We start from the raw sequence: 14,762 nt of genomic DNA, 5'->3' as shown, positions 1-14,762 counted from the left end.
TTTTTGTCCAATTTTTTCATGTATGGACCTCCTGTAGAATGCAAGAAAAAAATAACATCAATAATAAAAACAAACAAATGCAGTCATGTATCCGGCTTATAGCTGATAAATCAACCTAATTTATTCTACAGCCCTGATGGAATTCGCTGGCTTACAAACTATATACTTATCAGTCCATCGGCTTCTAAAAGAGCCACTGAAAAACGCAGTTTTTTTGTAAGCTAAGGTTTGTCTTATTTACCATCAATATTAATTATCTCAAGCATATTTCGGGTTGGAATCTCTTACATATTGTTTTGCTTTTACCTATTCATTATATAAATCACCATTTATTTTACTTATAAGTGCTATGCTACACACTCTTTAGCTACAAACTTTACTCTCTACATAATCATCTCCTGATCTTAGTACAGCAAACACCACTCTTGCCAACTTATTAGCTATGGCAACTGTCGTTTTATTATGGCTACTTCGCTCAGATAAATTAAACATCCATTTCGTAAATTGGCTAAAATCTTTTTTAGATTTCTGTTCTTCCGATGTAAATCTTATCTTGGCATTTAGTACAGCTCTAGCCCCTTGAATTAATAAAGTGCGTAAGTATACATCACCTCGCTTGCTAATTCCCAGCAGCTTATCCTTCCCACCACTTGAATGTTGTCTTGGCACTAATCCTAGCCATGCCGATAATTGCCTGCCATTCTCAAAACTTGTAGCATTACCTATTGATGCTATTAAAGCAGTAGCAGTAATTAAACCAAGACCAGGTATAGCTCTTAATCGTTGATATTGAGTTAGGTTACTTGCTATCATTGTTAATCGTTTTTCTATCTCTTTTATTTTTCTGTTATTATCTAAGAATTCTTCTTTTAGTTCACTAAATGTTTGATAACTTAACTGGCTTAATTTCCCTGCATCTAAAATCTCAATTAATTTTGTGATAACCTTATTAATGCCTTGAGGAACAATAAAACCAAACTCATGTAGTAGCCCCCTAATTTCATTAGCAAGTGCTGTACGATTTTTTACCAATCTCTCTCTTACCCTATGTATTGATAAAATTTCTTGTTGCTCTATAGTTTTAATTGCAACAAATCTCATATTAGGTCTTGTCACGGCTTCACATATCGCTTCAGCATCTGCTTGATCATTTTTATTAGTTTTAACATATGGTTTGACAAATTGCGGTGCCATTAGTTTTACTTCATGCCCTAATTTAGTTATTTCTCTTGCCCAATAACTAGAACCACCACAAGCTTCCATCCCTACTAAGTCTATCCGCCAAAAACACTTCAAATCCTGATCATTTGTAATGGGATAGAGTTTTGACAACAAATTGCTAAGATTTTCAATAAAAATTAATAAGTTATGTTAATTTTTACTGATACATTTCTGTGTTGGTCTAATTTTGATATGGAGCTATTGTTAACGATTTTTTATCGTTCATCTAGTTTTTGCATGATGATATTTTTGATTTATGTGGAGTTAGACACGATTTGTAAATGATTTGCAATGCATCGTAAATTCAAACCAATAGCAGAGATTATTGGATTGATAATATCTCCTATCATACCTTTCAAGAAGTTTCTACCCATCCGACCATATTGCTTTAAGTGACCTATTATTGGTTCTATGGCACTGCGTCTCTTGATCATAGACTTGTCCTCTTGTAACAACTTCTTCCGCGTTTTTGGGGTATATACCTTACTCTTCTCCTTTACATTGCTACCACTATACCCAAGATCAACAAATGATTTCTTTATCTTGATTCCAGTGACACTCTCTACTGCTTCAAAGCTCTGATGCAATGTATGACCATCATAAGGATTATTATGAAACGATTTTGCGGATAAAACAAAATTTCTACGACCACTTACTACTACCGCTACTTTATTGCCAAACTCATATGGCTTGTTGCGTTTTCCCTTTCCTATACACTCTACTTCAGGGGCATGAAAACTATATAATACTTTGTTATCTTCTTTATATTGCTTTTTAGCTTCTCTTTTTAAAACAGATTGGTTATGTATTTGTTTTATTTTTTGCAATACTTCTTGATTTTTGAGAGACAAGTTTAATTGCTTATTTTTGATCTCACGCTCACATACTCTAATCAAACGACCCAGTAATATTTTTAAATGCTTCATTATTTTCCAACGCTTCTTGGCTTTACTATGTTCTTTATATTTCCATAGCTTTACTATATCGCGTTTATAGGTTCTAGCGTATGTTTCATTCAAATGTATACCCAAACTGTTGCAAAGCTTTACTATGCTAAGCCTAGCTTTATCCATTAAATAAACATCGTGTGGGTGTTTGATATTCTTAATTTGTACAGTCGTATCAGCGATGATTAATTCCAAATCTTTTTTTTTAATTGTGTTAGTTTTTATCCCAACCCTGATCAACTCCGATAATATCTCATTATATCCAGCTTCACCTAATACACTACGAAACCGTCGTATACTAGTTTCCGAGATAGCTATGTCTTTTTCTATATATTCCCACCCGCAGAAATACTGCCAATACATATTCTCTTTTAGCTCTTCCTCTGATAATGAATCTGAAAAATTATACATTGCTTGTAGCATCGTTATGCCAAGCATCACTCTATGACATTTTCTATTTCTACCAAATTTCTTAATACAAACATTTTTTGATAACCACTCTTCGAGCCTAGACCAATTTATTAATTCTCTTAATTTATATAGCTTATTATTTGGGTTTAATTCTTCTTTTAATTTATAACCAAACAGTTTCCCTTGTTCTTGCGATTTGATAATGTTGTCTATTGGCATTGACTGAAATCCATAAGGTTTATGACCATATTTTATCATTTTCTTACGGATTGTTGTATTACTTCTTGTCTTAAAACCATATTATCTATAAGGCTTGTAGAGTTTTGGCGGACGGACTACTAAACATTGTGGTAAATTAGCCATAAATGTTAAAACCTGATCTCTCATCAATTTTTTCTTTAATACTGTCTTGCCATTTTTATCTACACCATGAATTTGAAAAATTCTTTTTGCAATATCTATACCAATTGTAGTAACCTCCATATGGACCTCCTTAATTGTTGTTTTAATATGTTAAATATTAACCCTAGAAGATTAGCAACTGCTTTTCATTCTCTATATCAGGAGGTCCATACCATTAGTCCATTATACCCCCGTGGCTTGACCACGGGGTCTTGTATCGCAAACTACGTCCTAAGATACCGCGATCAAGTTGCGGTATGACAAGGGAAAAACTGGTCCACGCAGGCAATGCCATAACACCACTATTTTTGCTTATAGACAGTCACTCGCATCTGGTGTATTGCTTTAAAGCCTAAATAAATTGCGATACGTTCTAGTATAATTTCTTGGTAAAAAGATACTTCTAAAGCTGTTGCATGATCTTCTGCTTGTATAAACAACGTATTAATCTTTTGTTTTTTATTAGTATCAGCAATTATTTTTAAAGGTAATACCTTATCGCTAAATTTAAATCCGACTATTTGGTTCCAATTAAACATAATTTCAGGAAGCAAAGGATGTTGCCTTGCAAATATATGCCTAACTATTTTATGAACATCATCTTTAATTAGCTTCATCTTAATAAACTTTGGACAGTTAAAGTAATTACTGCTAAAGCAAGCATCACAGATATTATAGGTAAGTATAACGACAGTACGGATAATATCATCAAGAATATATTACAAATTGCTATAATTGATACTACCCGTTTATGAGATTTGCCTTTTTTGACAGCTTTTTGGAAAAAATGCTTTAAGTGAGGTTGCCAAATTTTTTCTTTATTTACTAATCTAATTAATATAGTCAGTACCGCATCGGTTAAGTAATATAAACTAGCGATAAAGCAAGCTATAAATAAGTTAATATTTGTAGTAGCAAGCATCAACAAACAAAAACCTAGTAAGAAACCAAGGCTAATGCTACCCACATCTCCTAAGAATATTTTTGCCGGCTGCCAATTAAATATTAAAAATCCAATAGAACAACCAAGTATAACAATATTCGTACTGAATATAAAATATGGATTAGCAAGTAGCTGAAATTGTAGTAAACATAATATAAGTATAGTGCTTGATAGATGAATAGACTCTATACAACTCATGCCGTCTATACCATCCATAAAATTATATATATTAACGAAGCCACTTAAAGCTATAATTAATGCAATAAAAATAAGATATATTGGTACATTAATATTAGCAGCAAAATCCAGAGAGATCAAAAGATAGATAGCAAAAGCAGAACAAATTAAATGAGTTATCAACCGAATTAGTACCGGCACAGGTTTTAAATCATCTAAAAAAGAAACTGTCGCAATTACAAATAATGGCGGTAATATTTTTGCCGAGTTAGTAAGCAAACCGCTTGTTATATATTCAAAACTGCTTAAAGCAATCATTACAACAATTACGATAGCAAGACCTCCACCACGTGGGGTAATCTTATTATGAGAACGACGCTGACTAGGTATATCAACTAAACCAATTATCTTAAAATATTTGGTCAATATGTATGTTAATATAGTAGTTGCTATAAAAGAAAAAATAAATAATACAATATAGCTATTTATATTCATAGTAACATGTTAGATTCAAAGCTAAAATATTTATTATTACTGATAATTACATGATCATGCACTATAATATTTATTGTTTTACACATATCTACTATTATATTTGTCATATCAATATCGGCTTTTGAAGGATCAGGGCTACCACTTGGATGATTATGAACAAGTATAATATTACTCGCCTCATGGCTTTGTTGCATAAATAAGCTTTTGAATATACTGCCCCTAACCCCGCAATGCTAGCCTAGCCAACAGGCACAGAGATAGGTTTACCAATTTCAAACATTTTGTTTAATAAGTGGCATTTAATAGACATTTCTTTTGTCATATTTTGATCATGTCTTGATAGAAACTTACTACCAAAAGAAGTTTTAAATCGAAAGAACGTGTTCTCTACACGCTCCCTTCTACCATAATTATTCTTTACCCTCCATGCTTGGTATCCTTTGTTTTGTTGATATATAACAGCTGCATCTCTCTCAGTTTTATCCCTAAGCGATTGAACTTTTACTGAAGAGTTTGGGGGTCTAATAACTGGTTTTATCTTCTTCTTTCTCAACAATTGATATGTAGATTCACCGTCATACCCTCGATCTCCCAGAAAATCCTTGGCTCTGACATTAGCTATTAGTAGTCCAATCTGTGATCTATCATCTATAGTATGCTCTGTGGTACTATCGGCAAGTATCATACCTTGATCTTCTATAACGATATGTAGCTTTTTCCATATGCGACGCTTATATTGCTTACCATGCTTATTTTCTAGCCATTCGTTCCCTGTGTAGGCTTGTATCCCTGTACTATCCATTGAAATACAACTAAATTCTTTATCTTGATTTCCATGTAAATACCTAAGATCTAATGACTTCATACGCTTACTTAATGTTGTATAGTCTGGACATCTAATAGATAAACCCGATATTTCAAAGAGCCAGTTTATAAAGCCTTGGGTTTGGCGTAACTTAAGACCGAATAAGCATCTGATCTTCAAACACTGTAATATAGCGTGATCACTATAGCGTCTAGGTCTTCCTCGTTTCATTTCCTCTCTGTAACCAGCATACCAGCCAATCGCCAAATCACTGGCAATCATAAAATCTATGCGACCCCTGTTGCGTAAAAAATTATTATATTCTGACCAATTCGTTATTTTATATTTAGAATACTTGCGTGATTTACTAAAAGGGGCTTTCTTCCGAGATTTCATATAATCTGGATTATTTTTAATTCAGGACATCTTACCAGATTATCACCACTCTTGCTCTACAAATCTTATTGATGCAACAAAGCCACGCCTCATTATATAACCTGAATTCTGGCTTAATCTAGGTTTGGAAGTAAGTATTTACAAGGGATAGAAGATACTCTATATAATTTTTAGCAAAAAAACAAGAGTATCCCCATGAAGAAAGATATTACTGCATTATGATAGTGGACTGAAAAATCAAGACAAAAAAATGAGTAGTATGTTTTCCTAATTTTTCGATTATCAGGCAGCAATTTGCTGATAATTTTGCATATAATTCAGATATACATTCATAGTCCGTCCGCCAAAACTCTACAAGCCTTATAGATAATATGGTTTTAAGACAAGAAGTAATACAACAATCCGTAAGAAAATGATAAAATATGGTCATAAACCTTATGGATTTCAGTCAATGCCAATAGACAACATTATCAAATCGCAAGAACAAGGGAAACTGTTTGGTTATAAATTAAAAGAAGAATTAAACCCAAATAATAAGCTATATAAATTAAGAGAATTAATAAATTGGTCTAGGCTCGAAGAGTGGTTATCAAAAAATGTTTGTATTAAGAAATTTGGTAGAAATAGAAAATGTCATAGAGTGATGCTTGGCATAACGATGCTACAAGCAATGTATAATTTTTCAGATTCATTATCAGAGGAAGAGCTAAAAGAGAATATGTATTGGCAGTATTTCTGCGGGTGGGAATATATAGAAAAAGACATAGCTATCTCGGAAACTAGTATACGACGGTTTCGTAGTGTATTAGGTGAAGCTGGATATAATGAGATATTATCGGAGTTGATCAGGGTTGGGATAAAAACTAACACAATTAAAAAAAAAGATTTGGAATTAATCATCGCTGATACGACTGTACAAATTAAGAATATCAAACACCCACACGATGTTTATTTAATGGATAAAGCTAGGCTTAGCATAGTAAAGCTTTGCAACAGTTTGGGTATACATTTGAATGAAACATACGCTAGAACCTATAAACGCGATATAGTAAAGCTATGGAAATATAAAGAACATAGTAAAGCCAAGAAGCGTTGGAAAATAATGAAGCATTTAAAAATATTACTGGGTCGTTTGATTAGAGTATGTGAGCGTGAGATCAAAAATAAGCAATTAAACTTGTCTCTCAAAAATCAAGAAGTATTGCAAAAAATAAAACAAATACATAACCAATCTGTTTTAAAAAGAGAAGCTAAAAAGCAATATAAAGAAGATAACAAAGTATTATATAGTTTTCATGCCCCTGAAGTAGAGTGTATAGGAAAGGGAAAACGCAACAAGCCATATGAGTTTGGCAATAAAGTAGCGGTAGTAGTAAGTGGTCGTAGAAATTTTGTTTTATCCGCAAAATCGTTTCATAATAATCCTTATGATGGTCATACATTGCATCAGAGCTTTGAAGCAGTAGAGAGTGTCACTGGAATCAAGATAAAGAAATCATTTGTTGATCTTGGGTATAGTGGTAGCAATGTAAAGGAGAAGAGTAAGGTATATACCCCAAAAACGCGGAAGAAGTTGTTACAAGAGGACAAGTCTATGATCAAGAGACGCAGTGCCATAGAACCAATAATAGGTCACTTAAAGCAATATGGTCGGATGGGTAGAAACTTCTTGAAAGGTATGATAGGAGATATTATCAATCCAATAATCTCTGCTATTGGTTTGAATTTACGATGCATTGCAAATCATTTACAAATCGTGTCTAACTCCACATAAATCAAAAATATCATCATGCAAAAACTAGATGAACGATAAAAAATCGTTAACAATAGCTCCATATCAAAATTAGACCAACACAGAAATGTATCAGTAAAAATTAACATAACTTATTAATTTTTATTGAAAATCTTAGCAATTTGTTGTCAAAACTCTATCCCATTACAAATGATCAGGATTTGAAGTGTTTTTGGCGGATAGACTTCATAGGCTTTTTAGGCTCTGTCTCATCAATTGTGTAAATTTCGTGAACCATTAAATTCTACCATCAAATTTGATCATAAAATGAGCCATAGCTTCATTCCAATTGGGGATAGGCATAGACCATTTTTTGGTAATATAATCAATTGTCAGATATAAAACTTTAAATACTGCGTCATCATTTGGAAAGATGCGTTTATTCTTAGTAACTTTTCTCAATTGGCTATTCAGCGATTCTATCGCATTTGTAGTGTAAATAATCTTACGAATCTCCTTTGGATATTGCAAGAAAATTATCAAATTATCCCAATTATTATACCAAGATTTAGCTATATGCGGATATTGCTTACTCCATTTTTGATCAAATGACTCAAGAGCTAATTCTGCTTCTTTTTCAGTAGCAGAAGTATAGATTAGTTTCAAATCCGCTGCTAATTGCTTTCTATCTTTATATGATACATATTTGAGGCTATTCCTGATCTGATGGACAATACAAATTTGATGTTCAGTTTTCGGATATACTGATGCAATAGCATCAGACATACCAGTTAGATTATCACTACAAGCAATTAAGATATCTTTTACTCCTCGATTCTTCATTTCAGTAAAATTACCAAGCCAAAATTTAGCTCCTTCATTCTCACTTATCCATAAGCCTAAAATATCCTTTCTGCCAGATAAATCTATTCCTAAAGCTACATATACTGATTTATTAATAATAAGTTTATCTTGTCTTACTTTCACTACTAAACAGTCAAAATATACTATAGGGTATACTGATTCAAGAGGTCTACTCTGCCAAATCTTGACCTCATCTATTACTTCATCTGTAATCCTGCTGATTAGGCTCTCACTGATCTCAGCTCCATATAATTCTTGCAATTGTGTTTTAATATCAGACACACTCATACCCTTCGCATATAAGGATATTATCTTTTGGTCTAAGCCATCTATTCTTGTTTGTTTCTTTGAGACTATTATAGGTTCAAATTTACCTTGTCTGTCTCTTGGAACATTTATCTCTATAGTACCATTCTCACTAATCAGATTCTTACTAAAACTACCATTCCTCGCATTCTCAGTTTCAGCTCTATAGCTAACGCGAAAAGGTTTTTACCATAGTTTTTGTATTTACTCACATATTCACCAGATCTAAATCCTATTAAACATTGCTGGACTAACTTTAAAAACTGTTTACATAAAATTATTGATCAATGCCTAAGTTTTTCCTAATCTGTGGTAGAAACATTTCCGTGTTAGCTATATCATACTTGCTATAACCTAAATGTTCTGACATCTCAGCATGCAGTGCTCGCTCTAAAATACCCTTGGTTAATTCCTTAATTAATCCATTCTGACTTAGTACTGTTTTTAAATCTACTCCGCCTTCTATCAGCAAATCTATTGCTTCATTTATTTTTTTATTCTTCTCTATTTGCATTTCTGTTACCTATATTTTTAATTACTTCTAATATAGGCTCAACAAAAATTTACACAATCATTGCAAAAGACTCGCTTTTTATAACCAATACTTGAATGAAATCTGTGATAATTATATTTATTCAGATAATGATCAATCCCCTCTTTTAACTCTTTAACATTGTTAAAATCATTAATAAAGATACAATTATATTTTAAAGTTCTAAAAAACCTTTCTATTACTATATTATCAATACTTCTACCTTTGCCATTCATTGAAATTTGGATATCATGCTCCTTGAGAATATTTATGTGGTCATAACTGGTATATTGGCTACCTTGATCACTATTAAATATCTGTGGAGCGTTATACTTACTGAGAGCTTGTTTCAAGACATCAGTTACAAGAGATGCATCCATAGAATTTGACAGTTTATAGTCCGTCCGCCAAAACTCTACAAGCCTTATAGATAATATGGTTTTAAGACAAGAAGTAATACAACAATCCGTAAGAAAATGATAAAATATGGTCATAAACCTTATGGATTTCAGTCAATGCCAATAGACAACATTATCAAATCGCAAGAACAAGGGAAACTGTTTGGTTATAAATTAAAAGAAGAATTAAACCCAAATAATAAGCTATATAAATTAAGAGAATTAATAAATTGGTCTAGGCTCGAAGAGTGGTTATCAAAAAATGTTTGTATTAAGAAATTTGGTAGAAATAGAAAATGTCATAGAGTGATGCTTGGCATAACGATGCTACAAGCAATGTATAATTTTTCAGATTCATTATCAGAGGAAGAGCTAAAAGAGAATATGTATTGGCAGTATTTCTGCGGGTGGGAATATATAGAAAAAGACATAGCTATCTCGGAAACTAGTATACGACGGTTTCGTAGTGTATTAGGTGAAGCTGGATATAATGAGATATTATCGGAGTTGATCAGGGTTGGGATAAAAACTAACACAATTAAAAAAAAAGATTTGGAATTAATCATCGCTGATACGACTGTACAAATTAAGAATATCAAACACCCACACGATGTTTATTTAATGGATAAAGCTAGGCTTAGCATAGTAAAGCTTTGCAACAGTTTGGGTATACATTTGAATGAAACATACGCTAGAACCTATAAACGCGATATAGTAAAGCTATGGAAATATAAAGAACATAGTAAAGCCAAGAAGCGTTGGAAAATAATGAAGCATTTAAAAATATTACTGGGTCGTTTGATTAGAGTATGTGAGCGTGAGATCAAAAATAAGCAATTAAACTTGTCTCTCAAAAATCAAGAAGTATTGCAAAAAATAAAACAAATACATAACCAATCTGTTTTAAAAAGAGAAGCTAAAAAGCAATATAAAGAAGATAACAAAGTATTATATAGTTTTCATGCCCCTGAAGTAGAGTGTATAGGAAAGGGAAAACGCAACAAGCCATATGAGTTTGGCAATAAAGTAGCGGTAGTAGTAAGTGGTCGTAGAAATTTTGTTTTATCCGCAAAATCGTTTCATAATAATCCTTATGATGGTCATACATTGCATCAGAGCTTTGAAGCAGTAGAGAGTGTCACTGGAATCAAGATAAAGAAATCATTTGTTGATCTTGGGTATAGTGGTAGCAATGTAAAGGAGAAGAGTAAGGTATATACCCCAAAAACGCGGAAGAAGTTGTTACAAGAGGACAAGTCTATGATCAAGAGACGCAGTGCCATAGAACCAATAATAGGTCACTTAAAGCAATATGGTCGGATGGGTAGAAACTTCTTGAAAGGTATGATAGGAGATATTATCAATCCAATAATCTCTGCTATTGGTTTGAATTTACGATGCATTGCAAATCATTTACAAATCGTGTCTAACTCCACATAAATCAAAAATATCATCATGCAAAAACTAGATGAACGATAAAAAATCGTTAACAATAGCTCCATATCAAAATTAGACCAACACAGAAATGTATCAGTAAAAATTAACATAACTTATTAATTTTTATTGAAAATCTTAGCAATTTGTTGTCAAAACTCTATCCCATTACAAATGATCAGGATTTGAAGTGTTTTTGGCGGATAGACTTTATAGCTCAATATGGCCTTGCTATGCCAATCTATAATAGCTGCCATATACATAAAGCCACCATTAGTTCTAATGTAAGTAATGTCACCACTCCAAACCTCATTCACATTAGGCACATACACTTGCTTTGTTGAGCCAGATTTAGTCCAATATTGATCAAGTAAGTAGCTATAGATCTTATGCTTGACTAACGAATATTAGAATTACCCTCAACGAACATTAAAATTACCTATAAAAAAGAAGTAACTATGGACAGTAAAATCGAATAAAAATTTATTTTTAAATATTTAAATATTATTCGAGAATTACTGATGACATGTACAAATAACCAAGTAGGTATTTTAATGCAAAAGATCAAAAAATATAATCAGATAATTTCTGCTGCAAAAGCAGGTATGAGTGTAAAAACGGCACGTAAGTATTTACGTATTAATATAAGTATCCAAGCGAATTACGCACAATACGTAAATATAGGACACGTAAGGATCCATTTGTGAAGCACTGGGATGAAATAGAATCAATGCTAGAATCAGCACCGGAGTTGCAAGCAACTACCATATTAGCATATTTGACAGAAAAGTATCATGGGAATTATAATGGGAAGCAATTACGCTGTTTGCAGAAAAGGTTGAAACAATGGAGAGCTGCACATGGTAAGGATAAGACAGTAATCTTTTTACAAAATATTCTTCCTGGCAAACAGAGTCAGTCTGATTGGACCAATATGAATCAATTGGGTATTTGTATTGGTGGGCGGCTCTGTCTCATCAATTGTGTAAATTTCGTGAACCATTAAATTCTACCATCAAATTTGATCATAAAATGAGCCATAGCTTCATTCCAATTGGGGATAGGCATAGACCATTTTTTGGTAATATAATCAATTGTCAGATATAAAACCTTAAATACTGCGTCATCATTTGGAAAGATGCGTTTATTCTTAGTAACTTTTCTCAATTGGCTATTCAGCGATTCTATCGCATTTGTAGTGTAAATAATCTTACGAATCTCCTTTGGATATTGCAAGAAAATTATCAAATTATCCCAATTATTATACCAAGATTTAGCTATATGCGGATATTGCTTACTCCATTTTTGATCAAATGACTCAAGAGCTAATTCTGCTTCTTTTTCAGTAGCAGAAGTATAGATTAGTTTCAAATCCGCTGCTAATTGCTTTCTATCTTTATATGATACATATTTGAGGCTATTCCTGATCTGATGGACAATACAAATTTGATGTTCAGTTTTCGGATATACTGATGCAATAGCATCAGACATACCAGTTAGATTATCACTACAAGCAATTAAGATATCTTTTACTCCTCGATTCTTCATTTCAGTAAAATTACCAAGCCAAAATTTAGCTCCTTCATTCTCACTTATCCATAAGCCTAAAATATCCTTTCTGCCAGATAAATCTATTCCTAAAGCTACATATACTGATTTATTAATAATAAGTTTATCTTGTCTTACTTTCACTACTAAACAGTCAAAATATACTATAGGGTATACTGATTCAAGAGGTCTACTCTGCCAAATCTTGACCTCATCTATTACTTCATCTGTAATCCTGCTGATTAGGCTCTCACTGATCTCAGCTCCATATAATTCTTGCAATTGTGTTTTAATATCAGACACACTCATACCCTTCGCATATAAGGATATTATCTTTTGGTCTAAGCCATCTATTCTTGTTTGTTTCTTTGAGACTATTATAGGTTCAAATTTACCTTGTCTGTCTCTTGGAACATTTAGCTCTATAGTACCATTCTCACTAATCAGATTCTTACTAAAACTACCATTCCTCGCATTCTCAGTTTCAGCTCTATCATACTTGCTATAACCTAAATGTTCTGACATCTCAGCATGCAGTGCTCGCTCTAAAATACCCTTGGTTAATTCCTTAATTAATCCATTCTGACTTAGTACTGTTTTTAAATCTACTCCACCTTCTATCAGCAAATCTATTGCTTCATTTATTTTTTTATTCTTCTCTATTTGCATTTCTGTTACCTATATTTTTAATTACTTCTAATATAGGCTCAACAAAAATTTACACAATCATTGCAAAAGACTCAGTATTTAAGGTTTTATATCTGACAATTGATTATATTACCAAAAAATGGTCTATGCCTATCCCCAATTGGAATGAAGCTATGGCTCATTTTATGATCAAATTTGATGGTAGGATTTAATGGTTCACGAAATTTACACAATTGATGAAACAGAGCCTCATTTGGAAAGATGCGTTTATTCTTAGTAACTTTTCTCAATTGGCTATTCAGCGATTCTATCGCATTTGTAGTGTAAATAATCTTACGAATCTCCTTTGGATATTGCAAGAAAATTATCAAATTATCCCAATTATTATACTAAGATTTAGCTATATGCGGATATTGCTTACTCCATTTTTGATCAAATGACTCAAGAGCTAATTCTGCCAGGAGTTTCGCACTTAGCAAATAATATGCTAATCTAGAGAAAAATAGTTTTAGATAAAAATGACAAGATCAAAATGTAGCAAAGATTTATATAAATCATTCTTACAAGCAAGTAGTGTAAGATATACTAGCAAAGCATTATCTGAAGTAAGTCCATTAGATCTATCGCACGATAGTGCAAGTCGATGGTTAAAGAGTAAGGATTTTCGCCCTAGCGAAATCTATAGCAAAGTGTCAAAATATATTGATCTGGAAGATCCTTGTTTATTAGTGGGAGATGACACCTTATTGTCAAAGCAATACAGTAAGAGGATCGAGCTTGTAAATTATCAATATTCTGGGGCTGTACATGATGTTATACCTGGTATAGGAATGGTAAACTTACTGCATTACAATACTCAAATTGATCAATCTACTCCTGTAGATTATAGAATATATGATAAAGAAACTGATGGTAAAACAAAGAACGAGCATTTTTGTGATATGCTTACTTTAGCTAAAGAAAGAGGTATCAAGCCTGATGCTATAGTTATGGATGCTTGGTATAGTGGTTTGGATAATTTAAAACATATACGTAATTTAGGTTGGATATGGGTTACCAACCTAAGAAAAAATAGAAAAGTTAATCGTAATGTTAGCTTGGAAACTTTAGAGATTCCCGATGAAGGGCTAAAAATTCACCTACGTGGATACGGTTGGGTTACGGTATTTAAGTTTGTGGCAAAAAATGGTCGCATTGATTACATAACAACTAATTTAGAGAATCCTACACGTGAGCAAATAGAGAAAATTGTTAAGGCGCGTTGGTCTATAGAAGTTTATCATCGAGAATTGAAACAAACTTGTGGTATTGAATGCTGTCAGGCACGCACGGGTCGAGCTCAAAGAAATCATATTTGCCTTGCTGTATTGGCCTGGCTTGATATGAACAAAAGGAGGATAAATGAAAACATTACTTTATATCAACAAACTTGGGAAGTTATAAAAACATCAATTCAGAACAACATTAAATGGCTTCTAACTAATACACAATTTTGCTAAGTGC

General features: G+C 32.6%; 12 protein-coding genes and 7 pseudogenes. 6 read left to right on the top strand and 13 right to left on the bottom strand.

Going from position 1 to position 14,762, the window contains the following annotated elements; genetic code table 11:
* Positions 1-363: 363 nt before the first annotated feature.
* The 7 genes and pseudogenes from AAHI98_RS06845 to AAHI98_RS06815 all read right to left on the bottom strand — a co-directional run.
* A pseudogene (locus AAHI98_RS06845) lies at positions 364-1,272 on the bottom strand (IS110 family RNA-guided transposase); the annotation flags it as partial.
* Between the two features lie 203 nt (positions 1,273-1,475).
* Positions 1,476-2,837, bottom strand: coding sequence for an IS5 family transposase (locus AAHI98_RS06840; protein WP_342224717.1), 1,362 nt, complete (start codon positions 2,835-2,837; stop codon positions 1,476-1,478).
* A 42-nt stretch (positions 2,838-2,879) separates the two neighbouring features.
* Complete coding sequence (locus AAHI98_RS06835; RefSeq protein WP_410526218.1) at positions 2,880-3,062, bottom strand: hypothetical protein; 183 nt, start codon at positions 3,060-3,062, stop codon at positions 2,880-2,882.
* Positions 3,063-3,283: 221 nt separating this feature from the next.
* Positions 3,284-3,598 (bottom strand): DUF721 domain-containing protein, encoded by a 315-nt coding sequence (locus tag AAHI98_RS06830; RefSeq protein WP_342225448.1) that lies wholly within the window; start codon positions 3,596-3,598, stop codon positions 3,284-3,286.
* The gene (locus AAHI98_RS06825) at positions 3,595-4,596 is read right to left on the bottom strand and encodes an MraY family glycosyltransferase (protein WP_342225447.1); all 1,002 of its coding nucleotides are present in this window, start codon (positions 4,594-4,596) and stop codon (positions 3,595-3,597) included. The genes AAHI98_RS06830 and AAHI98_RS06825 overlap by 4 nt, the downstream gene beginning before the upstream one ends.
* Complete coding sequence (locus AAHI98_RS06820; protein WP_342225446.1) at positions 4,593-4,790, bottom strand: JAB domain-containing protein; 198 nt, start codon at positions 4,788-4,790, stop codon at positions 4,593-4,595. The genes AAHI98_RS06825 and AAHI98_RS06820 overlap by 4 nt, the downstream gene beginning before the upstream one ends.
* A gap of 44 nt (positions 4,791-4,834) precedes the next feature.
* Positions 4,835-5,797 carry an IS5 family transposase gene (locus tag AAHI98_RS06815; protein ID WP_342225445.1) on the bottom strand — a complete coding sequence of 321 codons (963 nt, stop codon included), beginning with the start codon at positions 5,795-5,797 and terminating at the stop codon, positions 4,835-4,837.
* Between the two features lie 412 nt (positions 5,798-6,209).
* Between AAHI98_RS06815 and AAHI98_RS06810 the strand changes: the two genes are divergently transcribed.
* Positions 6,210-7,571 carry an IS5 family transposase gene (locus tag AAHI98_RS06810; RefSeq protein WP_342224717.1) on the top strand — a complete coding sequence of 454 codons (1,362 nt, stop codon included), beginning with the start codon at positions 6,210-6,212 and terminating at the stop codon, positions 7,569-7,571.
* Between the two features lie 255 nt (positions 7,572-7,826).
* Here the strand turns inward: AAHI98_RS06810 and AAHI98_RS06805 are convergent.
* The 3 pseudogenes from AAHI98_RS06805 to AAHI98_RS06795 form a co-directional block, all read right to left on the bottom strand.
* Positions 7,827-8,864 (bottom strand): annotated as a pseudogene (locus tag AAHI98_RS06805) (IS256 family transposase); the annotation flags it as partial.
* Between the two features lie 172 nt (positions 8,865-9,036).
* A pseudogene (locus AAHI98_RS18570) lies at positions 9,037-9,177 on the bottom strand (IS256 family transposase); the annotation flags it as partial.
* Between the two features lie 74 nt (positions 9,178-9,251).
* Positions 9,252-9,674: pseudogene (locus AAHI98_RS06795) on the bottom strand (transposase); the annotation flags it as partial.
* 33 nt (positions 9,675-9,707) lie between these two features.
* Between AAHI98_RS06795 and AAHI98_RS06790 the strand changes: the two are divergent.
* Positions 9,708-11,069: an IS5 family transposase gene (locus AAHI98_RS06790; protein WP_342224717.1), complete on the top strand. Its 1,362-nt coding sequence runs from the start codon at positions 9,708-9,710 to the stop codon at positions 11,067-11,069.
* Between the two features lie 200 nt (positions 11,070-11,269).
* On the opposite strand, the pseudogene AAHI98_RS06785 reads toward AAHI98_RS06790, so the two are convergent.
* Positions 11,270-11,458, bottom strand: a pseudogene (locus AAHI98_RS06785) (DDE-type integrase/transposase/recombinase); the annotation flags it as partial.
* A gap of 126 nt (positions 11,459-11,584) precedes the next feature.
* Here AAHI98_RS06785 and AAHI98_RS06780 point away from each other — a divergent pair.
* Positions 11,585-11,770, top strand: coding sequence for a hypothetical protein (locus AAHI98_RS06780; protein ID WP_342225443.1), 186 nt, complete (start codon positions 11,585-11,587; stop codon positions 11,768-11,770).
* Positions 11,767-12,069: a hypothetical protein gene (locus AAHI98_RS06775; protein ID WP_342225442.1), complete on the top strand. Its 303-nt coding sequence runs from the start codon at positions 11,767-11,769 to the stop codon at positions 12,067-12,069. Before AAHI98_RS06780 ends, AAHI98_RS06775 begins: the two co-directional genes overlap by 4 nt.
* On the opposite strand, the gene AAHI98_RS06770 is transcribed toward AAHI98_RS06775, so the two are convergent.
* Positions 12,066-13,280, bottom strand: coding sequence for an IS256 family transposase (locus AAHI98_RS06770; protein ID WP_342224662.1), 1,215 nt, complete (start codon positions 13,278-13,280; stop codon positions 12,066-12,068). The genes AAHI98_RS06775 and AAHI98_RS06770 overlap by 4 nt on opposite strands.
* Before the next feature lie 68 nt (positions 13,281-13,348).
* Between AAHI98_RS06770 and AAHI98_RS18565 the strand changes: the two are divergent.
* Positions 13,349-13,471: pseudogene (locus tag AAHI98_RS18565) on the top strand (IS256 family transposase); the annotation flags it as partial.
* A 36-nt stretch (positions 13,472-13,507) separates the two neighbouring features.
* On the opposite strand, the pseudogene AAHI98_RS06765 reads toward AAHI98_RS18565, so the two are convergent.
* Positions 13,508-13,717, bottom strand: a pseudogene (locus AAHI98_RS06765) (transposase); the annotation flags it as partial.
* A 60-nt stretch (positions 13,718-13,777) separates the two neighbouring features.
* Between AAHI98_RS06765 and AAHI98_RS06760 the strand changes: the two are divergent.
* Entirely contained in the window at positions 13,778-14,758 is a 981-nt protein-coding gene (locus AAHI98_RS06760) for an IS701 family transposase (protein WP_342224656.1), read from the top strand.
* Positions 14,759-14,762: the final 4 nt, after the last annotated feature.

Source organism: Rickettsia endosymbiont of Urophora cardui (assembly GCF_964030725.1).
GTDB lineage: Bacteria > Pseudomonadota > Alphaproteobacteria > Rickettsiales > Rickettsiaceae > Rickettsia.
Note: the sequence above shows the minus strand (reverse complement) of the source record. Positions and strands in the feature narration are given on the sequence as shown.